General features: G+C 37.2%; 16 protein-coding genes. 12 read left to right on the top strand and 4 right to left on the bottom strand.

All coding sequences use genetic code 11. The features are described 5' to 3' along the window. Positions 1–85 precede the first annotated feature (85 nt). Both DF281_RS02175 and DF281_RS02170 read left to right on the top strand, forming a co-directional pair. Positions 86–1519, top strand: a complete 1434-nt coding sequence (locus DF281_RS02175; RefSeq protein ID WP_109348598.1) for a transglutaminase domain-containing protein — start codon at positions 86–88, stop codon at positions 1517–1519. Position 1520: 1 nt separating this feature from the next. Next, the gene (locus tag DF281_RS02170; RefSeq protein WP_109348597.1) at positions 1521–2915 is read left to right on the top strand and encodes a right-handed parallel beta-helix repeat-containing protein; all 1395 of its coding nucleotides are present in this window, start codon (positions 1521–1523) and stop codon (positions 2913–2915) included. A gap of 6 nt (positions 2916–2921) precedes the next feature. On the opposite strand, the gene DF281_RS02165 is transcribed toward DF281_RS02170, so the two are convergent. After that, positions 2922–4373, bottom strand: a complete 1452-nt coding sequence (locus tag DF281_RS02165; RefSeq protein ID WP_109348596.1) for a helix-turn-helix domain-containing protein — start codon at positions 4371–4373, stop codon at positions 2922–2924. Positions 4374–4528: 155 nt separating this feature from the next. On the opposite strand from DF281_RS02165, the gene DF281_RS02160 reads away from it, so the two are divergent. From DF281_RS02160 to DF281_RS02120, 9 genes are all read left to right on the top strand, one after another. After that, the gene (locus DF281_RS02160) at positions 4529–5878 is read left to right on the top strand and encodes a YjiH family protein (protein WP_109348595.1); all 1350 of its coding nucleotides are present in this window, start codon (positions 4529–4531) and stop codon (positions 5876–5878) included. Between the two features lie 8 nt (positions 5879–5886). Then, the gene (gene hutU / locus DF281_RS02155; RefSeq protein ID WP_166636052.1) at positions 5887–7551 is read left to right on the top strand and encodes a urocanate hydratase; all 1665 of its coding nucleotides are present in this window, start codon (positions 5887–5889) and stop codon (positions 7549–7551) included. Between the two features lie 11 nt (positions 7552–7562). Continuing rightward, positions 7563–8831: an imidazolonepropionase gene (hutI, locus tag DF281_RS02150; protein ID WP_109348593.1), complete on the top strand. Its 1269-nt coding sequence runs from the start codon at positions 7563–7565 to the stop codon at positions 8829–8831. A 105-nt stretch (positions 8832–8936) separates the two neighbouring features. Continuing rightward, entirely contained in the window at positions 8937–9815 is an 879-nt protein-coding gene (locus DF281_RS02145; protein ID WP_109348592.1) for an HNH endonuclease, read from the top strand. A 389-nt stretch (positions 9816–10204) separates the two neighbouring features. Then, positions 10205–10843: an aggregation-promoting factor gene (gene apf, locus DF281_RS02140; protein ID WP_109348591.1), complete on the top strand. Its 639-nt coding sequence runs from the start codon at positions 10205–10207 to the stop codon at positions 10841–10843. Positions 10844–11425: 582 nt separating this feature from the next. After that, positions 11426–12061, top strand: coding sequence for an aggregation-promoting factor (gene apf, locus DF281_RS02135; protein ID WP_109348590.1), 636 nt, complete (start codon positions 11426–11428; stop codon positions 12059–12061). A 91-nt stretch (positions 12062–12152) separates the two neighbouring features. Further along, positions 12153–12743: a DUF1643 domain-containing protein gene (locus DF281_RS02130; RefSeq protein ID WP_109348589.1), complete on the top strand. Its 591-nt coding sequence runs from the start codon at positions 12153–12155 to the stop codon at positions 12741–12743. After that, complete coding sequence (locus tag DF281_RS02125) at positions 12727–13173, top strand: MepB family protein (protein ID WP_240605499.1); 447 nt, start codon at positions 12727–12729, stop codon at positions 13171–13173. The genes DF281_RS02130 and DF281_RS02125 overlap by 17 nt, the downstream gene beginning before the upstream one ends. Before the next feature lie 46 nt (positions 13174–13219). Then, the gene (locus DF281_RS02120; protein WP_109348588.1) at positions 13220–14074 is read left to right on the top strand and encodes an alpha/beta hydrolase; all 855 of its coding nucleotides are present in this window, start codon (positions 13220–13222) and stop codon (positions 14072–14074) included. A gap of 45 nt (positions 14075–14119) precedes the next feature. Here the strand turns inward: DF281_RS02120 and DF281_RS02115 are convergent, their stop codons facing one another. Both DF281_RS02115 and DF281_RS02110 read right to left on the bottom strand, forming a co-directional pair. Next, a complete protein-coding gene (locus tag DF281_RS02115; RefSeq protein ID WP_256595762.1) occupies positions 14120–14425 on the bottom strand; it encodes a DUF3817 domain-containing protein in 306 nt (101 codons plus the stop codon). 90 nt (positions 14426–14515) lie between these two features. Beyond that, complete coding sequence (locus DF281_RS02110; RefSeq protein ID WP_109348587.1) at positions 14516–16183, bottom strand: FAD-dependent oxidoreductase; 1668 nt, start codon at positions 16181–16183, stop codon at positions 14516–14518. Positions 16184–16364: 181 nt separating this feature from the next. On the opposite strand from DF281_RS02110, the gene DF281_RS02105 reads away from it, so the two are divergent. Continuing rightward, the gene (locus tag DF281_RS02105; RefSeq protein ID WP_109348586.1) at positions 16365–16835 is read left to right on the top strand and encodes a DinB family protein; all 471 of its coding nucleotides are present in this window, start codon (positions 16365–16367) and stop codon (positions 16833–16835) included. Positions 16836–16877: 42 nt separating this feature from the next. Here DF281_RS02105 and DF281_RS02100 read toward each other — a convergent pair whose 3' ends face one another. Beyond that, on the bottom strand, positions 16878–17867 hold the full coding sequence (locus DF281_RS02100) for an alpha/beta hydrolase (protein WP_109348585.1): 990 nt from the start codon (positions 17865–17867) through the stop codon (positions 16878–16880). Between the last annotated feature and the right edge of the window lie 55 nt (positions 17868–17922).

The following is a 17922-nucleotide window of genomic DNA, read 5'->3' as shown; positions in this document are numbered from 1 at the left end:
GGTTTTTTTAAAATACCACCACAAGTGACATGACTTATCCCGTATACTATAGGGAGAAGAAAATTTTTAGATAGTAGGGAAATACATGACAAATTATTTTGAGTCAATTGAGGAATTCCAAAACAATGGTGGCTTGAAGCTGTCGACGATTACAGCGAAGCAATTACTACCAGCGATGGTGACACATATGAAGCGAGGCGATCGCCAGTTTTCGCTCTATTTGAATGGGCGTTTACCGAAGCCATTAGGTGAACTACTGCAAGAGGCTTTTCAATTACTTCATCTACAACTTCCTTTTTATACGCAACATTGTGCGAGACAGGAAAGTAGTTATAAAAATATATCGAAAAGTAAAATCAAAATTGATTTTGTAATGAAATACCGAATGTCACGCGATGAGCAAAGTTGGGTGATTCAAGAAATTCAGTCCATTCTCAACCAAATTATTCAACCGCAAATGAGTGATTTACAAAAGATTATTGCGGTGCATGACTACATTGTACGCAATCATCAGTATGAGATGAATACGACAGGTTCGCCGTTTACCGTCTATACTTTTATGCATGAAAAACAAGGGGTATGTATGGCATATGCCTTACTTTTTGAAAAGATGATGAGCGAGCTGCAGATACCTTGTCTGTATGTGATTGGTGATGCAGATGGAGAAAGTGATTTAGGGCATGGCTGGAATATGGTTCAGTTAAATGGTGAGTGGTATCATATTGACTCAACTTGGAATGATATTGGTTCGAAATTGAAAAATCATGAGATTCGATACCGTTATTTTCTCCGTTCGGACGATTTTATGAAACAGGATCATTATTGGAATTCAGCCCATTATCCTCAATGTTTGAGTGAAGTGTATAAAGGATTATCAAATGTATATGATGTCACATACACTGCTGAAAAACTGTATTTTCCACATCCGAAATCCGCATTTTTAGTTGAGATGGAATCCGATACGAGAAAAAAGCATATTCTTTTAAAAGAGCGTGTGCAGTTTTGTACGGAATTTGAAAATGAAATCTATTTTAGTAATGTTGATCAACAATGGACGCTTTTTAAATATAATTGTGAATCCGGAAAAATCACTCAATTAGATGAAAGAAAAGTGACGGGTATTAAAAAGTTACTAAATAAAATAGCGATTCAATTTAATGAAGGTGAACTGATTGAATATTTGATCGAGGTCGAACCGGAAGCCATGCCTGTAATTGAAGCGAAAACAGTTGAGTTATCAGGCTTTGGAAGTAGTTGGTTCGGCACATATAAGGGGAAGGCAGAGCCAATTCGATTTGTTTGTGAGGATGGTATGGAATTATTGATTCAAGATGCACATAAGCAACTATCCGTAGACATACTAGTCACAAATCAACTAGAAATTTCAATTACGACAGATAAAAAATCGTTAAATGCGAAAAAACCAGTAATAATTAAATTTCCTAAACCCATTGCCGAACAATTTGGGATGGAAACAATCGAAATTAAGAAAGATACGATTCTTGAAAGTAGGGAGTAATATGAAAAAGATATTCATGATTTTATCATTATTTACTATAATCGCAGTTGTTGCAGGTTGTGGCAAAAGCGATGCAGAAGCAAAATCAATCTACGTGGCAACGGATGGCAATGATCAAGCGAAGGGTACGGAAGATGCACCTTATAAAACATTGAAAAAAGCATCATCTGTAGCAAAGGCGGGAACAATCGTCTATATTCGAAAAGGAACTTATGACGAGAAATTAATCGTGAAAAATAGTGGCACAAAAAAAGAACCAGTTATTTTTAAAGCGCATAATTCTGAAAAGGTCATTTTATCTGGTAAGAAGATGAAGGATACGAATCAAGAACGCGCTATGGTGTCCATGCATAATAAAAGTAATGTAATAATCGAAGGTCTAACTGTACAAGATATGAGAACGAAGCATAATGACGCAACGATTATGGGCTTCTATATTTCAGGTAAGGGTGAAAATATTTTACTGAAAAATAATCATGTGAGAAATATTAAAACGTTAGCCAAAGAAGGTAATGCGCATGGGATTGCCTTTTATGGGTCGGAACCGATGAAAAATATTCGCGTTATTGATAATACATTAGAAAATATGAAACTTGGTGCGAGTGAGACGCTTGTATTAAATGGCGATATTTCGCAATTTAAAATTATCGGCAATAATATTCGTAATTCTGATAATATCGGTATTGATTTAATTGGCTTTGAAGGTGTCGCGAAAAATCGTAAAAATGACTATGTGCGAGACGGCATTGTAAATGATAATAAAGTGACGAAGGTGTCGGCTTACGGCAACCCTGCCTATGGTAAAAACTATGGAGCGGGCGGCATCTACATTGATGGTGGAAAAAATATTATTGTAGAAGATAATCATATTTCATACAGTGATATTGGCATTGAAGCTACTTCAGAGCATAAAGGGAAATATGCAGATCGTATTACGATTCGAAATAATGTAGTAGAGAAAAATTATTTCACCGGGATTTCGATTGGTGGTTATGATGTAAAACGCGGTGGCACGCGCAATAGCGAGGTTTCTAAAAATGTCCTTTACCGAAATGATACGAAGAAACTAGGCGGAGGACAGCTATTACTTCAACATGATGTTGAGCATAATAAGGTTGAGAAGAATGTTATGACAGCTAGTTCTTCAGGTATTATGGTCGCTAATTATTTCAAATCAAATGTGCTGAATAATTTTTCTAAAAACATTTTCCATAAAGAATTAGGCAAAAAAACAACTTGGGTATGGAAAAAAAGAGAGTATTCGAGTTTTGAAGTATTTAAAAAAGTATCTAAGAGTGATGCCGATACGAAATTCATAGATCCTCACTATCGAGATGAGAAAAGTGGGGATTATCGACTTCAAAAAGGGTCGAAAGCATATCTAATTACGAAGTAGGATTCGCTATTTAGCGAGTCCTACTTTTTTCATTTTATATTTATAAGGTGTCGATTGGAAATATGCTCGGAAAACTTTCGTGAAGTAGTTGTGATCCGTAAATCCAACCAGTTCAGAAATCGTAGAGATGGCGTGATCAGTCGTCATTAGTAGTTCCGCAGCCCTTTGTAGTCGATATTGCTGCACAAATTTTTTGAATGGAATGCCTCGTTTTCTTGAGAAGAAGTTGCTTAAATAATTAGCGCTAATATTTAACTGTTCTGCGACAACTGGCAAACAAAGTTCGGGATCTTGAAAATGTTGCTCAATATAAGTAACAGCTAATTCCGCATAGTCTGCCTTACTTTGCTTTTGCGCATTTTGAATATGGTCCATTAATTGTTGGATGAACAATACGAATTCTTGGACAATCGCGTATAAAATTGGATGCTCTAATATTAAATGAAAGAGATTTCGATATTTTACTTCAAAATGGGAAAGTTGTTGCAGCTGATATTTCATCATATACCGCCTAATTTGTGCAATGATACTCGTTAAATGAATGCGCACATCGTCTTGATTATAGTGCGTCGTGGATTTAGTTAGGCGGTAGAGTAGCGTTTTAACAGTCGCTAAATCGCCATCCTCTAAACTATCAATCCATAATTGCTGCTCATCGGGTGTTAATAAAGGATCTAATCTTACTATTTGTAAGGAATCTGAACTTTTTAAAATATGCGAGTACCCTTCATAGAAACGTCTTGATAAAGCTTCCTTACAACTTTGATACATCGTTAATAAATTTGCTTCAAATCCAGTATATAGCGCAATATTTATTTCATCTTCAAAGGATTTTCTCGATTCTAGCATGATGAGTCGAAGCTGTTTTGATAGTTGTAAATCATCTTCAATTTGTGCAATCCCAATAATCCGATTTTGCAGCGGTAATAAAGTTAAATTATCAAAAATAGGGAGGTCACTCAACCATTCATAGAGCTTTAAGTTATTTTGAAATTGGGCGCATTCAATTAAGAAAAAACTTTGATGATCTAATGAAAAACGACGTTCGCTTTGTAAAAATAAATCATCATACAAACTACTATTTTGAATGACGACAACATCATTTTCAGCTTGAGGTTGAATGCTCATCAATGCGGTTTTCAGCTGTTCCAATGGAATTGGTTTTACAAAAAGATTCATCGCCCGTATGCGGATCGCTTTCATCGCTTGTTGGAATAATGGTTCGGCAGTTAAAGCGATAATTGGTATTTTATACTGTGTAAGTGCTTGGTCAAGTTGTGCTGGCAGTAGTTCCATCTCAAGTAAGAGTACATCTGGTTTAAAAAGGTCGATTTCCTCAATTAAAGATTGGGCATCCGTAATCGCTAAAAACTCTAAATCATGCGATAAATAGTTTTTAAGAAACCACTCGATCCCTTTTAATTCTGCTAAATCTCTTTCCATCATCAAGATTTTCAAATAAACACCCCTTAATAATTCTAAAAAGTATATTAATTCTATTTTATGTTTAAAATAAGTTATTTTTAATTAAATATTACTATAATCAGAGTTTTTAATCTATTAAAATCTTTCTTGGAAAAGTTTACAGTTATATACACAAAGGGGTGTTGAAAATGGAATTACAAAGATCGACCGAGGTGATTGTCAATGAGTCACAACAAACTGTAGCGAAGTTCGAGTGGAGTATTTTCTTGAAAATGATCGTCTGCAGTTTGATTGGGATTGTGAGTTTCTTCATTACATTCGAATGGAATGGAAAATCCTCGATCTTATTAGATCATCTTGTAAGCGCTTTAATCAGTTTTACGCCAATGCTTGTAAATGGCTATGTATTAGTACTATTAGTGCTAGGGGCTGCATATCCATTCATTACGAAAACTTGGAATAAATCGACTGTCAATACGGTGCTGTCATTGTTTAAAGTTGTTGGACTTGCTGTAGGAATCATGCTTATTTTTAATTTTGGTCCAGCATTTTTATTCAATCCTGAAATTGGTCCATTCCTAATGGAGAAATTAATTAAGCCAGTAGGGTTAGTTATCCCAATCGGATCAGTATTTTTGGCTTTACTCGTATGTTACGGCTTACTGGAGTTCATCGGGATTTTCATGCAACCAATCATGAAGCCAATCTTCAAAACACCAGGTCGTTCGGCAGTAGATGCAGTTGCTTCATTCGTAGGAAGTTATTCAGTAGGACTTATGCTAACGAACCGTGTGTATAAAGAAGGTAAATACACGGCGAAGGAAGCAGCGATTATCGCAACTGGATTTTCTACAGTATCCGCAACTTTCATGTTAATTGTCGCAAAAACACTTGGTCTTATGGAACATTGGAATGCATTCTTCTGGGTAGCACTTGTCGTAACTTTCGCGGTTACAGCGATTACGGCGCGAATTTATCCATTGAATCGAATCAAAGATGAATATGCGGAAGGCACTACACCGCAACCAGAGAAAATCGTCAAAAAAGGTCGTTTCAAAGCGGCTTGGACTGAAGCGGTGATGGCGACAAAGTCGAATCCGTCACTTCCGAAAAATCTACTAATTCATTTAAAAGACGGTTTCATCATGGCGATGGGCGTAATACCTTCGATTCTTTCAATCGGACTATTAGGGTTACTACTAGCGACGTATACGCCAATTTTCGATTGGGTTGCATATTTATTTGCTCCTTTCACATACTTATTGCAAATACCGGAGCCAATGCTTGCAGCTAAGGCAGTATCGCTATCAATTGCGGAAATGTTCTTACCAGCAATGCTTGTGACACAAAGTGCATTAATTACGAAATTCATTATTGCTGTAGTGTCGATCTCGTCGATTTTATTCTTCTCGGCAGTAATTCCAGTTATTTTATCAACAAGTATCCCACTTACAATTAGACAAATGATTATTATTTGGTTTGAAAGAGTCGTCCTTACGATGATTATTGTCACACCAATTGCATACTTATTATTTTAAAAGGAGAGATTCAGATGATGAAAACAAATATTCGAGCACCTAGAGGTAATGAACTAACTTGTAAAGGTTGGACGCAGGAAGCAGCTATGCGTATGTTAATGAACAACTTAGATCCAGAAGTAGCAGAGAACCCAGATGAGCTAGTGGTCTATGGTGGTATTGGTAAAGCCGCAAGAGATTGGGAAAGCTATGAGAAAATCATCTCAACACTTCAACAATTAGAAGATGATGAAACGATGCTAGTTCAATCAGGTAAGCCAGTCGCAGTATTTAGAACACATGAAAATGCGCCACGTGTCTTAATTGCGAATTCGAATATTGTTCCAGCATGGGCAAATTGGGATCATTTCTATGAATTAGAAGAACGTAATTTAATGATGTACGGTCAAATGACAGCAGGTTCTTGGATTTATATTGGTGCGCAAGGTATTTTACAAGGTACGTATTTAAGTTTTGTAGAAGCTGCGAAGAAGAAATTCGGCACACCAGATTTATTCGGTAAATGGATTTTAACTGGTGGTATGGGTGGCATGAGTGGCGCGCAACCATTAGCAGGGAAAATGGCTGGTGCAGTAATTTTAGTAGTAGAAGTTGAAAAAGCAAGAATCGAAAGAAAAATTAAAGAAGGTTACTGTGACTATTTAGTTGAAACAGTAGACGAAGCAATTGAACTTGTAGAAAAACTTACTGCTTCTAAAACAGCATCATCAATCGGACTAGTTGGCAACTGTGCTGACGTCAATCGTGAATTACTAAATCGCGGAATGATTCCAGATTTAGTGACAGACCAAACTTCGGCACATGATCCAATCAATGGTTATGTTCCAAATGGCATGACTTTTGAAGAAGCATTGGAATTAAGAAAATCAGATGTAAAAACATACGAAAGAAAAGCGAAGGAAACAATGGCAGAGCATGTTCGCACGATGCTTGAATTCCAAGAAAAAGGCTCTGAAACATTCGATTACGGTAATAATATTCGTGCCTATGCGCAAGAGATGGGTGTAGAGAACGCATTTGATTTCCCAGGATTTGTTCCTGCTTATATTCGTCCGTTATTCTGCGAAGGAAAAGGACCATTCCGTTGGGCAGCATTGTCTGGTAATCCTGAAGATATTTATAAAATTGATGCAGTCGCAAAAGAGATGTTTGCTCATGATGAAGGGCTTGTGAACTGGATTAATATGGCGCAAGAGATGGTGAAATTCCAAGGGTTACCTGCCCGTATTTGCTGGTTAGGATATGGTGATCGTCACCGTTTTGCATTAAAAGTAAATGAAATGGTTGCTAATGGAGAGTTAAGCGCACCAATCGTATTTGGGCGTGATCACCTAGATTCAGGTTCAGTAGCTTCACCAAACCGTGAAACAGAGAGTATGAAGGATGGTTCGGATGCAGTATCAGATTGGCCATTATTAAATGCACTAGTAAATACAGCAGGTGGCGCAAGCTGGGTAAGTATTCATCACGGTGGCGGTGTTGGTATGGGCTATTCACAACACGCAGGTCAAGTGTTAGTAGCAGACGGAACAGATTTAGCTGCTGAAAAAATCGCACGTGTATTAGTATCTGATCCAGGTATGGGTGTTGTTCGCCATGCAGATGCAGGTTACGAAATCGCGATTAAAACTGCAAAAGAAAAAGGCATTAATATGCCAATGTTAAAAGATTAGGAGAGATCAAATTGCCACTATTAATTCGAAACGCTAATGAAGTCATTACTTTAGCAAGTGAAGTAGAAGGGCCAAGAATGCGTGAAGCAATGGGTGAATTGGCTGTTCAAACAAATGTGGATGTTTTGATTGAGGGGGATGTCATTAAAATGGTTGCTCCGTTTGAAGAAATTCAAGCGGCTTTCCCGCAATTAGTTGAGCGAGCAGAAGTAATTGATGCTACTGGTAAGATTATGATGCCTGGGTTGGTTGACTGTCATACGCATTTAGTCCACGGTGGAACGCGTGAACATGAGTTGAATATGCGGCTAAACGGTAAATCCTATATGGAAATCATGAACGCTGGTGGTGGCATTCACTATACGACGACGAAAACAAAAGAATCATCAGCAGAACATCTTTTTGCCAAAACATATGAACATCTAAATGATTTTCTATTACACGGAATTACGACTGTAGAAGCAAAGTCGGGCTATGGGCTAGATTGGGCAACAGAGAAGAAGCAATTAGAAGTTGTCAAGCTATTACAAGAGCATCATGCAGTGGATCTTGTATCAACTTTCATGGGTGCGCATGCTGTTCCAAAAGAATATAAGGGCAATGAAGATGCATTCGTCGACCTTGTAATTAATGAGATGCTTCCGCAAGTTGCGGCTGAAAACCTTGCTGAATTCAATGATGTTTTTTGTGAGAAGGGCGTATTCACACCTGCGCAATCTGAAAAGATTTTAGAAGCTGGAAAGAAATATGGTTTAATACCAAAAATTCATGCGGACGAAATTGAACCTTATGAAGGGGCAGAGTTAGCTGCAAAAGTAGGGGCTATTTCAGCAGAGCATTTATTAGTAGCTTCAGATGAAGGAATTGATGCAATGGCAAAAAGCGGCACAATCGCAGTATTACTACCAGGCACTGCATTTTTCTTGAAAGCACCTTATGCAAGAGGACGTTTGATGGTTGATCGAGGTGTACCAGTCGCGATTTCAACAGACTTTAATCCAGGATCTTCGCCAACAATCAGTCTTCCTTTTATTCAAAATCTAGCATGTATGAATATGGGGATGACGATGGAAGAAGTGCTTTGTGCCACAACAATCAATGCAGCCTATGCAATCAATCGTCAAGACTCGATTGGAACGATTGAAGTTGGGAAAAAGGCAGACTTACTTCTATTAAATGTACCGAACTTTAAACAACTACAATATTTCTATGGAATGAATCATACAAATACTGTCGTGAAAAATGGTAAAGTAGTCGTAAAAGACGGAACGCTTATATAATAGAAGAAACTCAAAAACTGACTCATTCATTTGAGTCAGTTTTTCTATTTTAATGAAAAAGCGATATACTGGATCTAATGAAACATTTAAAAGGGGCAATCGTGTATGAATCAATATATTGTGATGCAAGGAAATACATATGAAGAAGATCGAGAAGCAGGGATGATTTGGACTGACCAAAAAGATCGAGGTGGCAAAACACCACATTCATGGAAACGAATCGAAGAAGTCCAAAAAGGTGATCAAATTTTCCACTGTGTGCATGGCGAGATTTTAGCCATCAGTGTGGCAGATGAGAATTATATTAAAGCGGGCGACCGATATTTTGTAAAACTGAATTATTTTGAATTACCTAAACCTCTTGTAATTAAAGACGTCATTGATCAAATTTCAGTGTTTCTTCCTATTAAATACTCACCATTCCGAAAAAATGGAGATGGTAACCAAGGCTATCTATTTCCTTGTAATGAACAATTAGCTTTAATGCTACTTAGTTTGATTCAAATTAATAATATTGAATCAGTTGGTCAAGAGCAATTGCAATTGGCGATTGAAACAGTCATTCACAAGGAACAAGATCTATTAACGCCGATGATGGCAGAGATGGAAATGGATTTACGAACGAAAATTAGACAATCTGCTGAAAATTTCAAGCGACATGTTGCACCATTATGGGATGAACAATGCGCACTTTGTGGAATTGAATTACCTGAGTTATTAGAAGCAGCTCACTCAAAACCGTGGCATGAATGCACATTAGATGAAAGAATGGATGCATATAATGGATTAATTCTATGTAAAAATCATGCGACGCTATATAAGAAAGGGTATATTGCATTTGATGGAACCGGTGCAATTATTATTTCAGAGCGTATTCAATCTATTGATTACGGTAAATATGATGTTCATGTAAAAATGAAAGTACTACGTAAAGAAGCGAATAAAAAATACTTTAGATGGCATCGCAAGAATATTTTCCGATAATTTTCCATATGGTTGAGCATGTTGAATAATTAATTCCAGTAAAATAGTATAAAAGGAAATAAAAAGAAGTCGTTTGTAACATAACGAGTAAAATCACCCTTAAAAAACATGAAATTAATTCTTTTTAAATGGTTTTTTCGATGTTTAAGAAGTTTTTTATCGGGTATTACACCAAAAAATGATGACGAAACTGTTAATAAATGGTTGTTGTAAACCTTGAATTGAGTGCGTTTTCGACACAATTAAAGAAAATGCGACAACATTATCCCTATATTTGACAGCGCTTGTAATATCGCTGTAACAAATGGGCAATTACTTTGTCACGGATTTGATATTTTCCCTTGGTATAGTTAGTGCAGTTAGAAAAACCGAGGAGGAAATTCAACATTATGAAAAAGCAATTAATCGCAATTACAGGTGCATTAGCACTTTCAACTACAGCATTCGCAGGAGCTGCTTCTGCAAAAGAAATTACAATTCAATCAGGTGATACTTTATCTGAATTAGCATTAACGCACAACACAACAGTATCAACTTTACAACAATTAAACGGTCTTACATCTGACCTAATCTTTGCAGGTGCACAACTAGAAGTTGGCGGAAACGGCGTAGTGACACAAGCTCCTGTTCAAAACACAACTTACCAAGCACCAGTAAAACAAGTTCAAACTCAAACAACTTATAAAGCTCCAGTACAACAAAAACAAGCGGCTCCAGTACAAAAAGCAGCACCAGTACAACAAGCGCCTGTTAAACAAGCACCAGTGAAAAAAGCTTCAACATCATCAAACTACCAAGGTTCTTCATCTTCAGCAAAAAGCTGGATCGCAATGAAAGAATCAACAAACAACTATAATGCACGTAGTGCAACAGGTAAATACATTGGTAAATATCAATTAGACCGTTCTTATTTAAACGGTGACTATTCACCAGCAAACCAAGAGCGCGTAGCTGACAAATACGTTAAAGAACGTTACGGTTCATGGGAAAATGCGAAAACAGCTTGGATGCAAAAAGGTTGGTACTAAGATTTAAATAGTTAGAAATTTAAGACGAGGATCTTCCTCGTCTTTTTTTGTGCGATTTTTTGAGTTTCTTCTAAGCTTAAAAATGAGAATGATAAAAGTGGAATTAATATTAGTGATTTAATCGTAAGTTTGATTTCAAGAAAGAAGAAAATTAGATCGATTTTAGATTTCCTAGAGAAACGCTGGCTAGTTCTATTTAGTTTGATGTGAATTAACCGCGTTTTTCAGGAAATAAAAGGTTGAATAAACAATTAAATGGATGTGCTTTGTAATATTCGAGGGGTTTAAAGATAAAAATAAGGGGTATATTCGAAGGTTTTAAAGAAAAAATGAAGAATTTTGATGAAAATTGAGCGTTGAAATTTCAATTTCAGTCGATTTTTTGGAAAAATCATCCTTCCATTATAACCCGTCGTAGAGGTTTTTCTGTTTTTACCTCGAAATGAAACGCTCAGTTTAGTAGGATTTTCCACCCTCTTGTAATACTGCTGTAACATTCGAGCAATCGTTTTGTCATTGAAGTGAAATTTGGCCTTGGTATAGTTGTGTCAGTTAGAAAAACCGAGGAGGAAATTCAACATTATGAAAAACCAACTAATCGCAATTACAGGTGCAGTCGCACTTTCAACAGTCGCATTCGCAGGTTCAGCTTCAGCAAAAGAAGTGAAAATCCAATCAGGTGATACTCTATCAAAATTAGCAGCAACACACGGTACAACCGTATCAAACTTAAAACAACTAAACGGTCTATCAACAGACTTAATATATGCAGGTGAATTATTAGAAGTAGGCGGAAACGGCGTAGCTCCAATTCAACAAAAGCCAGTTTACCAAGCGCCAGTGAAACAAGTTCAAACTCAAACAACGTATAAAGCACCAGCTCCAGTACAGCAAAAACAAGTAGCACCGGTACAACAAGCTCCAGTGAAACAACAACCGGTTTACAAAGCACCAGTGAAGAAAGCTTCGACTTCTTCAAATTATCAAGGTTCTTCATCTTCAGCAAAAAGCTGGATCGCACACAAAGAATCAACGAATAACTACAATGCACGTAGCGCAACAGGTAAATACATTGGTAAATACCAATTAGACCGCTCTTATTTAAACGGTGACTACTCGCCAGCAAACCAAGAACGCGTAGCTGATAAATATGTTAAAGATCGTTACGGTTCATGGGATAACGCTAAATCAGCTTGGCAACAAAAAGGCTGGTACTAAGCTTAAATAGTTAAAAGATCAAGGCGGGGATTAGTCCTCGTCTTTTTTTCTGTGCTAAAATAAGAATAAGAACGAAATAGGAGGGGTTAATATGTGGATTGATCAATTAGCAGAAGAATTCGGTTTGCAAGTTGAGCTAGGCGCTTACAATAGTGTTGCAGGTTTAGCTGTTTTCAATGAAGAAAAAAATGAGCGCTATATGTTAGAAAAAAGATGGGCAAGAGGCGAAAAGACTTTGCTCGCATTTTTACAAGCACCAAGCAAAGCTTCACATATCGCAACAGATCGAACAGTTACCCAATTAATTGAACTTGCGAAATTGCATGACTGTGATGCATTACATGTTATTAACCTTTCAAGTATTATTGAAGATGATTTTACGAATGCGAATAAATCATATCAAGGAAGAAATCGAACGTTTATCGAAACCGCAATTAATAATAGTGACATGATCTTTTTAGGATGGGGACAACAGGGACAGCTCGCAGCACAACAGATGCCTGAACTAAAAGAGACGCTACTGAAAAATAAAGAAAAATTAATGGCTTACGAAGTGATTAAAGAACCCAAAATTAATTTTACATATGTGCCGATTCCACGAGTGAAAGGGCATTATAAAAAATATATTGATCAAAAATCTCGCATATTAACAAAGGAAGAATTAGGTGAGCTTTTTGTATAAATCCATTGAACTGATGAAGCAATTTACATTCGCAACATATACAGTCTTAAAAGAAGAAATTCAAAATGAAGAATATGAAGGATTACTAATCAAAAGTAATGAAGGTGTTTTACGTTCGAGGTTAGCAAAGAAAACACCTAAGAAAAAGGGCTATTTCGTCGCATTTTGGGAGAAAGATGCTCACAATAAAAATCAGGCATTTCATGTTGACGATGAACCACAGCATTATTTGATTTTTGTCGATGATGAAGGAAAGAAAGGCATGTTTGTTTTTCCGATTGCACGACTAGAAAAACAAGGTATTTTAAGAAATGATGTTCAAAAAGGGAAAATGGCTATTCGGGTCTACCCAAGTTGGGAATCTGAGCTGAATCCAACAGCTACAAAAACACAGAAATGGCAGAATGAATATTTTTATGACTTAAATTGATTTAATGGGGAATAGTTTTGAGGAGACTAATTTGTGAGGTGCATCTATGAAGAAAAAGCTTTGGAGAAAAGTCGTATCGATTTTAGGAGTTATTACAATTGGTAGTGGTGCAATGTATTATTATTTAGTATTACCAAACAAGCCAAAAGCAGCAGAGCAGACAACTTTTCAATATGGACCACAGTCAAAACAAAACTTAGAAGTATATAAGCCATCCATTAAAAAGGGTGATCAAACACCTGTTATTTTGTATGTTCATGGTGGAAGCTGGATGGCTGGAGATAAAGAAAATGTGGCAGATAAGCCGAAATTTTTCAATGATATGGGCTATACATTTATTTCTGTAAACTATCGCCTTGCCCCGAAAGCCAATTATCGTGATATGGGAGAAGATATTGCCGCAGCGCTAAAATGGGTGAAAGACTATGCTGATGAATATCAGTTCGACGCTGAAAAAATCACTTTAATGGGCCATTCAGCTGGAGGGCATCTCGTGACTTTAATTGCTTCAGATGAAAGCTATTTAGAAAAAGAAAATCTTGAGTTAAAAGATATTCATTCGATCATTGAAATCGAAGGACCATTGAATATACCTCAATTTGTTCAAGAAAATAAAATGTATAAAACAGTATTTAGTCGAAATAAGGAGAAGTGGAAACTGGCTTCACCTTCTCACTATATTCAAAATAAAAAAATGCCCCCGATGTTATTTATTACACGCCCAGATGAATCAACTACTTCGTTTATGAATGAAGTGGAGAGTGCTGGGAATGAAGTAGAGTTATTTTCTGCGTCAACCTTGTCGCATACCGATTTAACGAAATTGATTGGAACGACAAAACAAGTGGAAGCACAGCAACTGACAGGGAAAGTCGCATCGTTTTTAAAGAAGTATAACTAAAAAAGCTGAAGCTACGAGTAAAATCATAGCTTCAGCTTTTCATATTTATTTTTGTAAATCGCGGTCGTATTGTTTAATGAAGCGGTCAAATACAAAGTTTCCAAAAGGAATGAATGCAATTGCACCGGAAATTAAACTATAACGGAATTTCCAACGAATTTTTAATTGAACGATTAAAATGGCTACACAGTAAGTGACGAAAATCGCACCGTGGATACTACCTGTAATACGTACTGCAATTGGAAAATCAGCAAAATATTTTAATGGCATTGCAAGGCCTAATAATACTAATAGTGAAATACCATCTAATATACCCATGATATGTAAAAACTTAAGTTCTTTTGATTTCAAGAAAAACAAACCCCTTTCAAAATAAGACTACTCCTATTATGAAGGAGGTTTGTGAACTGAATATGAACAGAATTATGAAATTAATGGAAGTTAATTAATTTGTTCTAAACAATGTTTCGCAGCAATGTACCCGAACGTCATACCAGGGCCTAATGTAGCGCCAGGGCCAGGATAAGATTCGCCCATTACAGAAGCAGAGCAGTTACCAATCGCATAAACTCCAGCAATTGGTGTATCGTCTTCTTTCATAATACGACCGAATCGATCAATAACTACGCCGCCTTTCGTACCGATATCGCCAGGGAATACACGCACAGCATAGTAAGGACCATGCTCGATTGTATCCAAGTTCGGATTTTTCAAAGTGGGGTCACCATAGTAGCGGTCATGCGCATTCTCGCCTCGCCCAAAGTCTAAATCGACACCTTCACGAGCAAATCCGTTGAATCGATCCACTGTTGCGGTTAGATTCCCTACTGGGACGTCCATCTTCTTCTCAAGTTCTGCAATCGAATCGCCAGCCAACACAACACCAGCATCATAGTATTCTTTCGGGAAATCTTGACCAGGGAATTGGCCAGCAAAAATATAGCGTTTCTTCGTACGTTTATCGAGAATCAGCCATGAATGAATTGCTTTTCCAGGTTTTTCGGCATTATGCTCATACATGACATCGACAAATTCATGGTAAGGAGTCGGCTCATCTACGAAACGATTTCCTTCTTGATCGACGATGATCATGCTTGGAATCCCACGGTCTGCTACTAAGAAGAACGGATTCCCATTGTGATCTAAGAATGAAGGGGCGCCCCAAACGCGATTCATTAAATCAAATTTAGCGCCAAGTTTTTCTGCGGGTGTAATAATATCACCTGTTTGACCTTCTGGAGAAGAAGACCATTCCATTTTTGTCGGAGCAGGTAGGAAACGCTCGCGGAATTGTTGATTGCGAGAGAAGCCACCAGATCCTAAAATGACACCGCGATTCGCCTTAATAGTAAATGGTTTGCCATGTTTTTCAATCATAATACCGATTACGCGATCATTTTCATAAATGAAATCTTTGAATGCGGAATTTACCCAAAGTTCTCCATCAAGCTCCTTATATGCAAGCGCAAGTCGCCCGATCAATGCTTGGCCAAGTGCCGCTAATTCTTTTTTGAAAACCTTATGTTGAATTAAACGCCAACCGAGTGTTAGTGAGCGGAATTTACCAGCCCAAGTACGTGTAATCATATTGACTTTATGGAAATCTTGGCCGTTCATGACAAAGCCTTTTGTATCCATTGCAGGAGGGCGCATAATCATTTTCCAATCTTTCAATTCATTCAAATCGAAAATAAGTGGTTCAATTGATCGGCCGTGACCTTTACCGCCATCGCGATGTGGATAGTAATCGGAATAGTTATTCGCATAGGAATAGCGCAAATGTTTGCTTGCGCCATGTAAGTAATCGAGCATTTCAATGCCGCGTTTTAAATAGGTTTCTTTCATCTCATCTGAAACGCGATCACCAACAGTTGAATCCAAATAAGTTTTCGCTTCTTCATATGAATCTGCCACACCAGCTTCTTGTAAGTAGCGGTTATTCGGCACCCATACGCCACCACCAGAAAGAGCAGATGCACCGCCGAAAACTTTCTCTTTCTCGATTAATAATGTTTTCAGTCCTTCATTTTTTGCAGTAATGGCTGCAGCAAAGCCAGAAGCTCCCGAACCAACGACAATTACATCATATTCAAAATCCCAATTTGTCATATTTGAACACCCCTTCTATTTTACGTTATATAAAATAATACCCTAATTATTGAAAAAATCTACTAGACAATCCTTAAAATGTAAACGCCTCCAAAAAAATATTTTGTCAAGATGATAAAAGTCGATTTTTCATTCATTTTTCGGTAGAATAGATAGTAGAAATGAGAAGGAGTGAGCAACTATGTATCGTAAAGTAGATGATTTTATTAAGGATTGGAACGTATCATCAGCTGGGACTATGAAGGTAATCGAGTCTTTGAAAGATGAGAAGTTGGATCAAGCAATCGTTGAAGGTCATAATACGTTAGGTTGGTTATCATGGCATTTAGTAGGAGCAATGGGTGCTTATGGCCATTTAGTAGGTTTTTCACTTCCAGCTCCAGGTCAGCACGATGCTGCGCCTAAAACAGTAGCGGAATTAAAAGCGGCATATGAGAAATGTGCGGCAGGTGTAGCTGAACAAGCGACAAAATTAACAGATGCAGATTTAGAAAAAGTAGTAGATGGCTTCGTAGGTCCTGAAGCAATCGGCAGTATTTTACGTAATATGATTGACCATCAAACACATCACCGAGGTCAAATGACTGTGTTGATTCGTCAAGCGGCATTACCAGTTCCGCCAGTAATGGGCCCAACGAAAGAAATGAGCTAACAAAAAACAAGCTGCAAACTCTTAATGAGTTGCAGCTTTTTATTATGATGATTGTTCTTTCGTGAATTTTAGTAAGGAATCAAAAGTAGCTTGTGCTTGCTTCGTATCCATCTTAAATTGATATTCATGCTCCAATTTTGCTTCATCCAATGGATAGTAAACTTCTTCAACTGGAATCGCATAAGATTTTAAAATCGCTCCAAGTTTTTTACCATGATCTTCAAATGAGCCACTATTGCCATCCGTAATAAAAGAAGGTACATAATTTTTTGAAACGGTATCTGTCAATGAAGCGAGCTTTGTAGCTTCGGCATTTCGCCAATCTTTTTCACCAATATAAGCCCATGCGATCCGGTCAAAAATGAAATTTAATGTCTTACTACTGCCCGTATTTGCAAAAGCGGCTAAATCATAAGGGCCACAAAATAGTAAAGCTCCTCGGATTGTCGAAGGCTCAATCACTTGTTGGAATCCTACTTTTTTGGCGTAGTCGTGATCCACTTGAATATTAATATACTGACTCGCAATTTGAGCGCCTGCAGAATCACCTGCAATGAATAAATTGTTCAAATCCAAATTGTACTTCTGACTATTAGCAATTAAAAATGCATATACCTCATCCATCTGTTTGAGAGGAGTAGGGTACTTAGCAGATGGCGCTAATTCATAGTTCATATTGATGACAGCATAACCTTTTGCCGCGAGTTGCACAGCATATTCGGTAACATCCTTTTTGTCACCACCAACATATGCGCCACCATGCACCCATAAAATTGTAGGTAAAGGCGTATCAACGTTTTTGGGAACAACTATGTCGAGTTGACCGTCATCATATTCAGACGCGTAATCAATATGATTAAATCGCTTTGTTTGGGCTTCAATTGAAGTATAATGTTTTGGAGGGACGGCAACACCATTTTTAAATAGTTGATGAACGAGTGCTGCTGTTGGAACTGGTGAAAAATAAATATACCCACTACCAATTACTAAACAGATTGCTATAACAATTATTATTTTTTTGAATATGTTCATGTAAAACCAACTCTCTATAATTGGATTGTTTGTTTTATTATGACATAATTCTATT

The sequence above is a fragment of the Kurthia zopfii genome, from assembly GCF_003143955.1.
In the GTDB taxonomy this organism is placed as follows: Bacteria; Bacillota; Bacilli; order Bacillales_A; family Planococcaceae; genus Kurthia; species Kurthia zopfii.
The sequence above is the reverse complement of the archived record's forward strand: the minus strand, read 5'-3'. Positions and strand labels throughout refer to the sequence as shown.

Coding starts and splice junctions, on each gene's coding strand:
- DF281_RS02145 (WP_109348592.1), top strand. CDS start 8,937: ATGAATCAATATATTGTGATGCAAGGAAATACATATGAAGAAGATCGA.
- DF281_RS02175 (WP_109348598.1), top strand. CDS start 86: ATGACAAATTATTTTGAGTCAATTGAGGAATTCCAAAACAATGGTGGC.
- DF281_RS02100 (WP_109348585.1), bottom strand. CDS start 17,867: ATGAACATATTCAAAAAAATAATAATTGTTATAGCAATCTGTTTAGTA.
- DF281_RS02160 (WP_109348595.1), top strand. CDS start 4,529: ATGGAATTACAAAGATCGACCGAGGTGATTGTCAATGAGTCACAACAA.
- DF281_RS02120 (WP_109348588.1), top strand. CDS start 13,220: ATGAAGAAAAAGCTTTGGAGAAAAGTCGTATCGATTTTAGGAGTTATT.
- DF281_RS02105 (WP_109348586.1), top strand. CDS start 16,365: ATGTATCGTAAAGTAGATGATTTTATTAAGGATTGGAACGTATCATCA.
- DF281_RS02170 (WP_109348597.1), top strand. CDS start 1,521: ATGAAAAAGATATTCATGATTTTATCATTATTTACTATAATCGCAGTT.
- DF281_RS02110 (WP_109348587.1), bottom strand. CDS start 16,183: ATGACAAATTGGGATTTTGAATATGATGTAATTGTCGTTGGTTCGGGA.
- DF281_RS02130 (WP_109348589.1), top strand. CDS start 12,153: ATGTGGATTGATCAATTAGCAGAAGAATTCGGTTTGCAAGTTGAGCTA.
- apf (WP_109348590.1), top strand. CDS start 11,426: ATGAAAAACCAACTAATCGCAATTACAGGTGCAGTCGCACTTTCAACA.
- apf (WP_109348591.1), top strand. CDS start 10,205: ATGAAAAAGCAATTAATCGCAATTACAGGTGCATTAGCACTTTCAACT.